General features: G+C 67.1%; 9 protein-coding genes and 1 tRNA gene. 8 read left to right on the top strand and 2 right to left on the bottom strand.

The features are described from left to right. Window positions 1-7: 7 nt before the first annotated feature. Window positions 8-1,021 carry a selenide, water dikinase SelD gene (gene selD / locus AC5RV3_RS08430; protein WP_494121725.1) on the bottom strand — a complete coding sequence of 338 codons (1,014 nt, stop codon included), beginning with the start codon at window positions 1,019-1,021 and terminating at the stop codon, window positions 8-10. A gap of 42 nt (window positions 1,022-1,063) precedes the next feature. On the opposite strand from selD, the gene AC5RV3_RS08425 reads away from it, so the two are divergent. The 6 genes from AC5RV3_RS08425 to AC5RV3_RS08400 all read left to right on the top strand — a co-directional run bounded on the left by AC5RV3_RS08425 (window position 1,064) and on the right by AC5RV3_RS08400 (window position 9,279). Further along, window positions 1,064-1,158 (top strand) — tRNA-Sec (locus AC5RV3_RS08425). Between the two features lie 36 nt (window positions 1,159-1,194). Further along, the gene (selA, locus tag AC5RV3_RS08420) at window positions 1,195-2,526 is read left to right on the top strand and encodes an L-seryl-tRNA(Sec) selenium transferase (protein ID WP_494121724.1); all 1,332 of its coding nucleotides are present in this window, start codon (window positions 1,195-1,197) and stop codon (window positions 2,524-2,526) included. A gap of 1 nt (window position 2,527) precedes the next feature. Continuing rightward, window positions 2,528-4,381, top strand: coding sequence for a selenocysteine-specific translation elongation factor (gene selB, locus AC5RV3_RS08415; protein ID WP_494121723.1), 1,854 nt, complete (start codon window positions 2,528-2,530; stop codon window positions 4,379-4,381). 332 nt (window positions 4,382-4,713) lie between these two features. Further along, complete coding sequence (locus AC5RV3_RS08410; protein ID WP_494121722.1) at window positions 4,714-6,501, top strand: ABC transporter family substrate-binding protein; 1,788 nt, start codon at window positions 4,714-4,716, stop codon at window positions 6,499-6,501. A gap of 211 nt (window positions 6,502-6,712) precedes the next feature. Continuing rightward, window positions 6,713-8,254, top strand: coding sequence for an ABC transporter permease (locus AC5RV3_RS08405; protein WP_494121932.1), 1,542 nt, complete (start codon window positions 6,713-6,715; stop codon window positions 8,252-8,254). After that, window positions 8,251-9,279, top strand: a complete 1,029-nt coding sequence (locus AC5RV3_RS08400) for an ABC transporter permease (RefSeq protein ID WP_494112978.1) — start codon at window positions 8,251-8,253, stop codon at window positions 9,277-9,279. The genes AC5RV3_RS08405 and AC5RV3_RS08400 overlap by 4 nt, the downstream gene beginning before the upstream one ends. A gap of 40 nt (window positions 9,280-9,319) precedes the next feature. Here the strand turns inward: AC5RV3_RS08400 and AC5RV3_RS08395 are convergent, their stop codons facing one another. Beyond that, window positions 9,320-9,943, bottom strand: a complete 624-nt coding sequence (locus AC5RV3_RS08395) for a PH domain-containing protein (RefSeq protein WP_494121721.1) — start codon at window positions 9,941-9,943, stop codon at window positions 9,320-9,322. 80 nt (window positions 9,944-10,023) lie between these two features. On the opposite strand from AC5RV3_RS08395, the gene AC5RV3_RS08390 reads away from it, so the two are divergent. Together AC5RV3_RS08390 and AC5RV3_RS08385 are read left to right on the top strand one after the other, a co-directional pair. After that, window positions 10,024-11,844, top strand: a complete 1,821-nt coding sequence (locus tag AC5RV3_RS08390) for an ABC transporter ATP-binding protein (RefSeq protein WP_494121720.1) — start codon at window positions 10,024-10,026, stop codon at window positions 11,842-11,844. A gap of 128 nt (window positions 11,845-11,972) precedes the next feature. Further along, window positions 11,973-12,509 carry a hypothetical protein gene (locus AC5RV3_RS08385; protein WP_494121719.1) on the top strand — a complete coding sequence of 179 codons (537 nt, stop codon included), beginning with the start codon at window positions 11,973-11,975 and terminating at the stop codon, window positions 12,507-12,509. Window positions 12,510-12,575: the final 66 nt, after the last annotated feature.

Raw genomic sequence — 12,575 nt, 5'->3', positions numbered from 1 at the left:
CGCGGGTCTAGCGCACCTCGATCCCGGACCCCGGAACGGTCTGCCCCACCACGGGGTGCCCGGGCAGTTCCCCGACCACGAGCAATCCGCCGGACGTCTGCGCGTCGGCCAGCAGCAGCAGGTCATCCTCCGTGATGCCTGCTCCCGGCCGCAGGTGCGGGCGGACCCATTCGAGGTTGCGCCGGGTGCCGCCGGAGATGTAGCCATCCCGCAGCGCCTCCCGTGCGCCGGCGATGAGCGGCACGGCCTTTCGATCGATGACTGCACCCACGCCGGACGCGCGGCACATCTTGTAGAGGTGGCCGAGGAGGCCGAACCCGGTGACGTCGGTCGCCGCGCGGACGCCGCCGCGCATGGCCGCGTCGGCGGCCTCCCGGTTCAGTTGGGTCATCACGGCGATTGCCTCGTCGAAGACCTCACCGGTCCTCTTGTGCCGGTTGTTGAGCAGACCGAGGCCGATCGGCTTGGTCAACGTTATGGGCAGCCCCGGCCGGGCCGCGTCATTGCGCAACAGCTTGCCGGGATCGGCGATGCCGGTCACCGCCATCCCGTACTTCGGTTCCGGGTCGTCCACCGAGTGCCCGCCCGTCACCGGACAGCCCGCCGCGGAAGCCAGTTCCAGCCCACCCCGCAGCACTTCGGTCAGCAACTCCAGCGGCAGTACGTCGCGCGGCCACCCGACCAGGTTGATCGCGCTGACCGGACGCCCGCCCATGGCATAGATGTCCGAGAGGGCGTTCGCCGCCGCGATCCGGCCCCAGTCATACGCGTCGTCGACCACGGGAGGGAAGAAGTCCGCCGTCGAGAGCACTGCGAGGTCCCCGCGGACCCGCACGGCCGATGCGTCGTCGCCGTCGTCGAGGCCCACCAGGACGTCGGGGTTGGTTTGGCCGGTCAGGCCGCGAACAACGTCCTCGAGCTCACCGGGCGGAATCTTGCAAGCGCACCCTCCGCCGTGCGCGTATCCCGTGAGCCGGACTGTTGCGGCGGATTCTTCTGCTACGCCGGTGATCCCGTTCATGGTCACAGCATAGGAGCGGCGGGCCGGTGTTACCATGCTCGTGGAGGCGTCCGGGTCCTGGTGGGCCCCCCGGTCTTCAAAACCGGTGAGGCCGAGTACCTCGGCCTGGCGGGTTCGATTCCCGTCCGCTTCCGCCAGCTGCTGCAGCTGAAGGTGACCCGGGAAGGAGGGCCGTGGGCCAGAACGACCCGCGCCGACACATTCCGCGCACCGACCAGCTGCTCGCCCACCCGCAGCTTCGCCACGCCCGCGTCCGCCTCGGCGACGACGTCATCCGCTCCACCGTTCGGGACGTGCAGGAACAGGCACGTCGCGGCGACCTTGCCCCGGAAGACGTCGAGGCGACGGTTCTGTCCGCCGTGGCAGCCCGGGCTGCCACCTCGTTGACGCCGGTGCTTAACGCCACCGGAGTCATCGTCCACACGAATCTGGGACGGGCTCCGCTCTCCGAATCCGCACGCCAGGCGGTGCTGTCGGCGGCCGGTTATGTCGACGTCGAGCTGGATCTGCCCACCGGCGGGCGGTCCCGGCGCGGGGCAGGTGCCCGGAAGGCTTTGCTGGATGCCTGTCCGGCCGCCGAGGAAGCGCTGGTGGTCAACAACGGTGCCGCGGCCCTGGTACTGGCCACGACCGCCCTTGCCGGGTCCCGCGAAGTGGTCATCAGCCGCGGCGAGCTCGTCGAGATCGGCGCCGGTTTCAGGCTTCCCGAGCTGATCGAGTCGACCGGTGCCCGCCTGCGCGAAGTGGGCACCACCAATCGGACGCACCTGGAGGACTACGCCTCGGCGATCAGTGCGCAGACCGGATGCCTGCTCAAGGTGCACCCGAGCAATTTCCGGGTCAGCGGATTTACCGCGGACGTCGGCATCGGCCAGCTCCGGTCCCTGGCCGCAGAACACCAGGTCCCGTTGATAGTCGATCTGGGCAGCGGCCTGCTCCAGCCAGACCCGATGCTGCCCCAGGAGCCGGACATCTCCGGTGCGCTGGCCGCCGGTGCCGACGTCGTCATCGCCAGCGGTGACAAACTTTTGGGCGGCCCCCAGGCAGGACTGCTCTTGGGCCGTGCCGCAGTCATCACCCGCCTGGCCCGCCATCCGCTCGCGCGGGCGATGCGGGCAGGCAAACTGACGCTGGCCGCGGTGGAAGCGACGATCACCGGAGAACAGACGCCGGTGTCAGCCGCCCTGCACGCCGATCCCGCCCGGCTGCGGCAGCGCACGGAGCGCTTGGCGGCCAGCGCCGGCGGTCGTGTGGTCGAGCACGACGGAAGGGTCGGTGGCGGGGGAGCGCCCGGGGTGCCGCTGCCCGGGTGGGCCGTCGAGCTGCCGGAACCGGCCGCCGGACGGCTGCGGACGGGTGACCCCGCAGTGTTGCCGCGGGTCCACCGCGGTGCCTGCCTGGTCGATCTTCGCTGCGTGCCCGAGGCCGACGACGAACGGCTGGCTGACGCCGTGCGCTCGGCTCTTGTACACGTCGAAAGCCAGCAGAGAACCACAGGCTCCTGACATGTTCGTGGTGGCCACCGCAGGACACGTCGACCACGGGAAAAGCACCCTCGTGCGCGCCCTCACCGGAATGGAGCCCGACCGTTGGGCCGAAGAACGCCGCCGCGGTTTGACCATCGACCTGGGTTTTGCCTGGACCGTGCTTCCGTCGGGCAGGGACGTGGCATTCGTGGACGTGCCCGGACACGAGCGGTTCCTTTCCAACATGCTGGCTGGACTCGGTCCCGTCCCCGCGGTGTGTTTCGTCGTCGCCGTGGACGAAGGCTGGCAGGCCCAATCCAGCGACCATCGCGACGCAGTCGCGGCGTTGGGCATCAACCACGGGCTGGTGGTGCTGACCCGCAGCGACCGTGCCCCCGGCCGGGCCGATCAGGTCCTCGCTCGGGTGCGGGCGGAGCTGGCCGGCACCGGGCTGCACGACGCGCCGGCAGTCACCGTGTCCGCGGTTACCGGAACGGGCCTCGACGAGTTGCGCAAGGTACTGGATACGACGCTGTCGTCAGTTCCCGCTCCGGACCCCTCAGGCCGGGTGCGCTTGTGGATCGACCGTTCCTTCACCGTCAGCGGTGCGGGAACAGTGGTCACCGGAACGCTGACAGCCGGATCGCTGGCCGTAGGCGACCGCTTGCAGCTCGCGGGCCACGGCAGCCTCCGGCCGGTGTCGGTGCGGGGCCTGCACAGCCGCAACGAAGCCTTTCCTTCCATCGGTCCGAGCAGCCGGGTCGGCGTCAATGTGCGCGGCATGGCCGCCGGCGACATCCGCCGCGGCGACGTCCTCCTGTCCGAAGACGCCTGGCTCCTCGTGGACAGCATCGATGTCCGCCGCACGATGGGTGCGGCGTTCCTCGACGGGCCGCGGCATCTGCTCGCCCACATCGGCACTGCGGCCGTGCCGTGCCGGCTGCGTCCGTTCAACGAGGAACACGCTCGCCTGACCCTCGAGCGGCAGCTCCCGCTGATGATCGGGGATCGCCTGGTGCTTCGGGCCGAAGGCAGCCGGTCGGTGCTGGCGGGCGTCCAAGTCCTCGACGTCGACCCGCCCGCGCTCGACCGCCGGGGGGACAGCGCCAGGCGCGCCGAAAGCCTCGCGGCCATGCCTCCCGAGGGCGATGCGCTCATCGAGGTGGTCCGCCGGGGGGCTGTCCGGTTTGAAGACTTGCGCCGGATGGGTGTTTCCGCGCCCGGCAAGGTCCCCGACGACGTGCGGGCGTTTGGTCAGTGGTGGGTGCACGCACCCGTCTTCGACGCCTGGCAGCGGCGGCTTCGGGCCGCGGTGCTGGAGCTGGGGGAGCGGGACCCGCTGGCGGCCGGCCTGTCCCGCGGAGCGGCCCTGGACCTGCTCGGACCGGCAGGGGGTGCGGTCCTCGACGCGGCTATCCGGGAGGCGCGGCTGGAACAGGTCGGCGGCTACATCCGCCTCCCGGGCCGGCCTGGCGATCTCGGTGCCGCCGAAGCCGGGGTCAGCACGCTGGAGCACCGCCTCAGGTCCGAACCGTTCGCCGCCCCGGAAGCCCACGACCTGAGGGCTCTCGGTCTCGGGAACCGTGAACTGGCCGCCGCCGAACGCAGCGGGCGCCTGCTCCGGTTTGCCGGCGGGGTTGTGCTGCTCCCGCACGCACCCGCCCTGGCGATGCGGGAATTGGCCCGCCTGCCCCAGCCCTTCACGGCCAGCGAGGCACGCCGTGCCCTGGGCACGACCAGGCGTGTGGCCATCCCGCTGCTCGAACACCTCGATGCACGGGGCTGGACCCGGCGGCTCGACTCCGGCCAGCGCACCCTCGTGCAGCGCGCCCACGCGACAGGAGAAGGCAGCCAGGGCGACGACGGCGGACACAAATCAGTTAGCGGCCGATAACTGAAACTTGTCTCAGGCAACCGTTTTCCAGAGGCGCCGGAACCTTGCAACAGGCCGAGAACCCCGTGAATCCGGGCATCCGGCCGTTTGCGTCCGGGCCGGGCCGGAGTTTTCTCCCCGTGGCGGCCCGTGGCTTTAAGGTTGCATCTCGGTAACAACCGGATATGAAGCGAAGTTTTTATACCCAACCCGGGGGGTTCCGGTTTACGCTCTATTGCGTGTGAGACATGCCACGTTCGGCGGGAAGCTCGTTGAACTTCAGGCGACGCGGTCTATGTCCGTCCCCTGCAGCACTGCAGGGGGCCTTCCAAAGACAGAAACAAGGAGGCGGAATGCGTTTCGGACGTACTTCCAAAGCTATCGGGGTCGCGGCTGTTGCAGCCCTGGCCCTGAGCGCCTGCGCGAATTCGGGTGGCGGAAACGCCCCCGAAGGCACAGGCGATTCCACCGCGGCTGGAGCCGGTGGTTCCATCAGCGTCGCTGAAGTCAACGCCTTCAGCTCCTTCAACTCGGACACGGCCGTCGGCAACGTCGATATCAACTCGAAGATCTCGTACCTGACCCATGCGGACTTCAACTACATCGACAACGAACTCAACGTGGTCAAGAACGAAGAATTCGGCACCTACGAGAAGGTCAGCGAAGACCCGCTGACCATTAAGTACACGGTCAACGAGGGCGTCGCCTGGTCGGACGGCAACCCGGTCGACGCCGGCGACCTGCTGCTGGCCTGGGCCGTCTACTCCGGCCATTTTGACGATGCCACCTACAACGACGAGGGTGAAGTCGACAAGGGCACCGCCTACTTCTCCTACGCCGGCGACACCTCCGGCCTGGGCCTGACCGACAAGCCCGAAATCAGCGACGACGGCCGCTCCATCACGCTGAAGTACTCCAAGCCGTTCGCCGACTGGGAGATCTCCTACGGGGTCCTGGACAGCCCGGCCCACGTGGTGGCCGAGAAGGCCGGACTGGCGGACGAGCAGGCCCTGGTCGACCTGATCGCCGAGAGCCCCAAGGGCAATCCGGACAAGCCGGCCGAGAACGAAGAACTGAAGGCCGTTGCCGATTTCTGGAATACCGGTTTCGACAGCAAGACCCTTCCGTCGGATGCCAGCCTCTACCTCTCCACCGGCCCGTTCATCGTGGACAGCATCACTCCTGATCAGTCCATGACCCTGGTCCGCAACGAGGCCTACGAATTCGGCCCGATGCCGAACGTGGAGGAGATCACCATCCGCTACATCGGTGCCGCTCCGGACCAGGTCCAGGCGCTGAAGAACGGTGAAGTGGACATCATTGCCCCGCAGGCGTCCGCGGACACCGTGGAACTGCTCGAAGGCCTGGACGGCGTGACCGTCAACCGCGGCGAGCAGCTCTCCTACGACCACATCGACCTGAACTTCTCGGGCGTCTTCGAGGAAGCCAACGTCCGCGAGGCGTTCATGAAGGCCGTGCCGCGCAAGGCCATCGTTGACCGCCTGATGGCCCCGCTGGATCCGGAGGCGGCGCCGCTGGATTCGCAGTTCTTCGTGCCGGCACAGGCCGGCTACGAGGACTCTGCCGCCAACAACGGCTCCGAGAACTACCAGGAAGCCGACATCGAGGGTGCCAAGGAGCTGCTGGCCGGCGCCACCCCCGAGGTTCGGATCATGTACAACAAGGACAACCCCAACCGTGTGGACGCCTTCACGCTGATCGAGGAATCCGCGTCCAAGGCCGGCTTCAAGATCGTCGACGGCGGCTTGGGCGGCTCGGACTGGGGCTCCGCCCTGGGCGGCGGCACCTACGATGCCACCATCTTCGGCTGGATCTCTCCGGGGGTGGGCGTCAGCGGCGTGCCGCAGATCTTCCGCACCAAGGCCGACTCCAACTACAACGGTTTCTCGAGCAAGGAAGCCGACGCCCTGATGGACGAGTTGATCGTCACCACGGAACCGGCGAAGCAGGACGAGCTCATCAAGCAGATCGACAAGATCGTCTGGGACTCGTTCTACGGCCTGCCGCTGTTCCAGCCGGTCGGCATCGATGCCTACAACAGCGACCGGATCGACGGTGTGAAGTACATGCCGAACCAGACCGGCGTCTGGTGGAATTTCTGGGAGTGGAAGGTTAAGTAACCGCCCCGCCTGTTCCTCGGCAGAAAGCATGCAAGGCGTCGGGACCTTGAGCACCACGGTCCCGGCGCCTTGCGGCATTTAGCACCGACTTTTCCCGCATAAGTGATTGGGATTTCCCAAATTCCGCTCGTGTGTAACCTGCATTACACTCACTGTGAAAATGCCGGATCCACAAGATCCGCAAACACATATCAACGAGGTTGAAAACGCTATGGTGACCTACATTGTGAGGCGGTTATTCACCGCCGTGCTCATTCTCTTAGGTGCCTCCTTCCTGGTCTATCAGCTGACAGCGCTGTCGGGTGATCCCCTGCATGACCTCCGGGAGAGTAATGCCGCGAACAAGGAACAGCTCATGCAGCAGCGCATTGCGCTGCTCGACCTGGGGACGCCGGCGCCCATCCGGTACTTCGGCTGGCTGGCCGGCGCCGCCAAGTGCGTCGTCCCGTTCGTGGCGCAGTGCGACCTGGGCTATGCCGTCAACGGCCAGCCGGTCACCGTCGAACTGGGCCGGGCCATGGGCATGACCATTCTGCTGGTCACGGCGGCAACAGTCCTCGCCATCGTCATTGGTGTTTCCCTGGGCATTGTTTCGGCACTGCGGCAATACAGCGCCCTGGATTACGGCATTACCTTCATGGCGTTCCTATTCTTTTCACTTCCCGTTTTCTGGGTAGCCGTCCTGCTGAAAGAATTCGGTGCCATCGGATTCAATAACTTCCTGAAGGACCCCGACATACCGCTGCAATCCATCCTCATTATCGGATTGGTCAGTGCGGTCGTATGGTTCGTCTGCGCGAACGGCAGCTACAAGCGGAAACTGGGCGCCGCCGGAATTGGGTTCCTGCTGGCCGCCGCGGTGTTCTGGGGGCTGTCGGTCACCCAGTGGTTCAAGACTCCCGGACTCGGGCTGGTGGTGATCGCCATCAGCGGCGCCGGCATCGCCTTCGGCATCACCATGCTGGCCGCGGGCCTGAAGAACCGCAAGGCCCTCTACTCGGCGCTGATCACCGTGGGCATCGGCGTCATCATCTACTTCCCGATCCAGCCGCTGCTGGCCCAGGCCACCGGGCTGATGATCTTCCTGCTGGCCCTTGCCACCGTCCTGGTAGGACTCGCGGTCGGGTGGTTGATGGGCGGTTACGACCGCCGCCAGAGCATGAACGCCGCGGCGATAACCGCCTTCCTCGTCGGATGCCTCATCGCGCTCGACCGCTACATGCAGGCATGGCCCACCTACTTCACCAACGGGCGCGTCAACCAGCGGCCCATCGCCACCATCGGCTCGGAAACGCCGAACCTCAAGGGTGACTACTGGGTCCACGGCCTCGACACCTTCACCCACCTGCTGCTGCCCACCATCGCGCTGCTGCTGATTTCGCTGGCGTCCTACAGCCGCTACTCGCGGTCCTCGATGCTGGAGATCATGAACATGGACTACATCCGCACCGCCCGGGCCAAGGGCCTGGGCGAGCGCACCGTGGTCATGCGCCATGCGTTCCGGAACGCGCTGATCCCGATCGCCACGATCGTCGCCTTCGATATCGGCGGGCTGATCGGCGGCGCAGTGATTACCGAGCAGGTGTTCGCCTTCGCCGGCATGGGCCAGCTGTTCATTCAGGCGCTGCAAAGGGTCGACCCGAATCCGGTGATGGGTGTCTTCCTCATCACGGGCATCCTGGCACTGGCCTTCAACCTTGTCGCGGACCTGGTCTACTCCGCGCTTGATCCGCGAGTGAGGGTAAAGGCATGAGCACCACAGCAACGAAACCCGTCGCAGCCACCAACGAGAATAAGGCCGGCCTCAGCCAAGGCCAGATCGTCCGCAGGCGCTTTATTGGCAATACCGCCGCCGTCATCAGCCTCGTGGTCTTCGGCCTGATCCTGCTGGTCGCCTATTCCTCCAGCGGGATGTTCGGCCTGCCGGGCTGGTGGAAGTACACCCACAACGGGGTCAACGACATGGTGAACGGGGGAGCGCCCACCCTGCAGGTGTTCCCGTTCAGCCTGGGCGAACATCCGTTCGGACAGGACCGCCTGGGGCGCGATACGTTCGCCCAAACCATGCGCGGCGTGCAGATCTCCGTGGCCGTGATGTTCATCATCGGCCTCGTGGGCGGCGTCATCGGCGTGGTGGTCGGCGCGCTGTCCGGTTACTTCCGCGGCTGGGTCGAAGCCGTGCTGATGCGGCTGACCGACGTCGTCATCGTGATCCCGCTGATCATCATCGCTGCGGTGCTCGGCCAGGTCGCCGGGCGGGCCGTCGGGGCGAACGTCCAGCCTTACTTCCTGGGCCTCTTCGTGGGAGCCGTGGTGTGGACCGGCCTGGCACGGTTGGTGCGCGCCGAGTTCCTGTCCCTGCGCGAGCGCGAATTCGTCGATGCCGCACGGATCGCCGGCGCGTCCAGCGCACGCATCATCTTCAAGCACATCCTGCCCAACGCCGTGGGCGTCATCATCGTCTCCGTGACCCTGAGCATGTCGGCGGCGATCCTGCTGGAGACCAGCCTGTCCTACATCGGCATGGGCGTGAAGGCACCGGACGTGTCGTTGGGCTCGCTGATCAGCCAAAACCAGGAAGCGTTCCAGACCCGTCCGTGGCTGTTCTGGTGGCCGGGCATGTTCATCGTGGCCATCTGCCTGTGCATCAACTTCATCGGCGACGGACTGCGTGACGCGTTCGACCCGCGGCAGAAAAAGTTCAATGCCAAGCGGGCGAAGGCGGCGGCGGTTTCCGCGCACCCCGAGACCGGAACCACCGCGACGACGGGTGTCTAGGATGGGCACCCGTCGCCTTGCCGGCCACTTGGGGCCCGGCTCAGCGGGCCAGCGTCACGACGCTGAGCACCGCGAGCACCGTCCCGACGGCGAGCACCGCCCAGTTCGGCGTCCGTCCCACCGGGACGTTGTCGGCATCTCCGATGCTGATGCGGCCCGCAGCCAGAAGCTCCGCCCAGCGTTTGCGCACGTAGTACGCGGCTGCCCCGGAATCGGTGTTGGCGAGATCGCCCGGCCGGATCGACTGCGCCGGCCCGTAGGTGGTCTCCGGAAGCCCCTGGACGTGGTCGGCGCGTGCGCGGTGGACGCCGAACATGCCGGGCGCCGGCGCGGCCCACGAGGTGTACTTCCTCCGCGGGGTGACCAGGGTCAGCGCATATTTGGTGTCGACCGTCGCCAGTGCTGCCCAGGGCACGGAGGCAGTGCGCACCGGGTTGCGCAGCACCACGCCGTCGTCGCCAATCACGACGGCGGGATACCAGGCCAGCCACCAGGTCAGATAGGCAATAGTGAGCAGCGGCCAGGAGACGAGCAGGCTGCCCGGGCCGTGCGTGAGCACCGAGGACGCCAGGCTGACCGCCACGATCGCCCAGACGATACCCGTGAACCAGGTCGCGGAGCGCGGACGGAAGACCGTGGAGCCGGCGGCAGCAGACGTTGTCATGACCCCATAGTTTCAGGCCCGGGTACCAGTTCTCCACTAGCATCAACCAACTGCGACAGGTTGGAAGGGAAAGACCAGCTATGACTGAAATCATCGATCCGACGCTGCCGGCAGGAGATCTGGAGACGGCCGGCGGCGCAGCACCCGTCCTGGAGGTCACCAACCTCAGCGTGGACTTCGGCGTGGACAAGGAGTGGGTGCCCGCCGCCATCAACCTCAGCTATGACGTCAAGGCAGGCGAAGTCCTGGCCATTGTGGGCGAATCCGGTTCCGGCAAGAGCGCCAGCTCCATGGCGCTGCTGGGCCTGCTGCCGTCCAACAGCCGCGTCACGGGGAGCGTCAAGCTCAACGGGCGCGAGATCCTGGGCCTCAGCAGCGCGAAGCTCCGGCAGGTGCGCGGCAACGACGTCGCCGTCATTTTCCAGGAACCGATGACGGCGATGAACCCCGTGTACACGATCGGGTTCCAGATCGTGGAAACGCTGCGGCTGCACAACGCCATCTCGCCCGATGAGGCCCGGCAGCGGGCGCTGCGGCTGCTCGAGCTGGTCGAGCTGCCCGACCCGGAAAAGGCTTTCCGGTCTTATCCGCACCAGCTTTCGGGCGGCCAGCGTCAGCGCGCCATGATCGCCCAGTCGCTCTCCTGCGACCCCAAACTGCTGATCGCCGACGAGCCCACCACCGCCCTGGACGTCACCGTGCAGGCCGAGATCCTGGACCTGATGCGCAACCTGCGCAACAAGCTGGACAGCGCCATCGTGCTGATCACCCATGACATGGGCGTGGTGGCCGACCTGGCCGACAAGATCGCCGTGATGCGCCGCGGCCGCATCGTGGAGACCGGCACCGCGATGGAAATCTTCAACAATCCTCGGCACGAATACACGCAGGCCTTGTTGGCCGCCGTGCCCCACCTGGGCGGGCGTCCCGAGGACGGAACGGAAGTCGACCTCACGGCGGCGCTGGCCGCCGCAACCGGTGTCTCGTTGAGCATTGACGAGACCGAGCTGCAGCGGCGCGAACGCGAAAACGCCGAAGCCCTGGCGCAGGCACGCGATGAGTCGACCGAGGGCGACCCCGTGCTGCAGCTGACCAACGTAGCCATCGAATATCCCAAACAGGGCCGGGTGCCTGCCTTCCGCGCCGTGGAGGGGGCCAACCTGTCCATCTATCCCGGACAGGTGGTCGGCCTGGTCGGGGAATCCGGATCGGGCAAGACCACGATCGGCCGCGCCGCCGTCGGGCTGCTGCCGGTCGCGGAGGGCTCCCTGCGCGTGGTGGGCCACGAGATCGCCGGCGCCCGGCCCAAGCAGCTGCACGCGCTGCGCCGCCACGTGGGCATGGTGTTCCAGGACCCGTCGTCCTCGCTGAATCCCCGGCTGCCGATCGGCGAGAGCATCGGCGAACCGATGTACCTCGCCGGCGTCGCCAAGGGCGCCACGCTGCAGCGGAAGATCGAGGCGCTGCTGGACCAGGTGGAGCTGCCGCGCGCGTACCGCAACCGCTATCCGCACGAACTCTCCGGCGGCCAGAAGCAGCGTGTGGGCATTGCCAGGGCGCTCTCGCTGGAACCGAAGCTGATGGTGGCGGACGAGCCCACCTCCGCACTGGACGTGTCGGTCCAGGCCACGGTGCTGGACCTGTTCCAGAACCTGCAGCAGGAACTGGGCTTCGCCTGCCTGTTTGTCACCCACGATCTGGCCGTCATCGACGTGCTCGCCGACCGGATCTGCGTCATGCGCCACGGCCGGATCGTTGAGCAGGGCACCCGCGACGAGATCCTGCGCAACCCGCAGGAACTGTACACCCAGCGGCTGCTGGCGGCAGTACCGTTGCCCGATCCGGAGAAGCAGCGCGAGCGCCGCGAACTCCGCGCCCAGCTGCTCGCCGGCGGCGACTGACCCGCCATTCCGCCTTACATAGTGCCGGGCTCCCCGCCCATGATGAAATGGCGGCGGGGGCTCAGCCGCCCCTGGCCGGCGCGGTGCCACGACGGCGCGGCCGGCCATCGCGCAATCCAGGAGTGTTAGTGGTACGCAGCATGAACATCGAGGCGATCGAAAAGGGCATTGGCGTCAGCTGGTCCGAGGTGGAGGAGTTCTTGGCCGGCATCGGTGCCAAGGAACTGAGCCACAAGGACATCGCCGCTGCCTTGCACGAGGCGGGGCTCGCGGACGGTTGGTGGGCGCAAACGGCCACCGTCGCCTACGAACAGCAGATCGGCCGGCGCCAGCCCGGCCAGGGCTGCGACGGGGAGTTCCAAACCTCGGTGAGCAAGACCGTCACCGGAAGCATGGACGAGGCGCGAAACAAGTGGGTTGCCGTGGTTGGCGGCGCGGAGGAATTCTCGGGCATCGCGGTTACCCGCGGGCCCGAGTTGAGCGACACCGCCAAGTGGCGGTACTGGCGCTGCGGGTTGGCCGACGGCTCCTGGGTCAGCGTGCATATCTACGAAAAGCCGTCAGGCAAGTCCTCGGTGGGCCTGCAGCATGAACGGCTCGAGTCGACCGAGCAGCTTGACCACTGGCGTGCCTACTGGAAGGCCAAGCTCGCCGAGCTCTCCTGAGAGGCGCGACCCGGGCCGTCGCCGACGCCCGCCGGGTACGTGGCCGTGTCCCCGACCGAAACCTCG

Source organism: Arthrobacter sp. Y3221114 (assembly GCF_059092625.1).
This window is presented reverse-complemented; position numbering and strand designations above follow the sequence as displayed.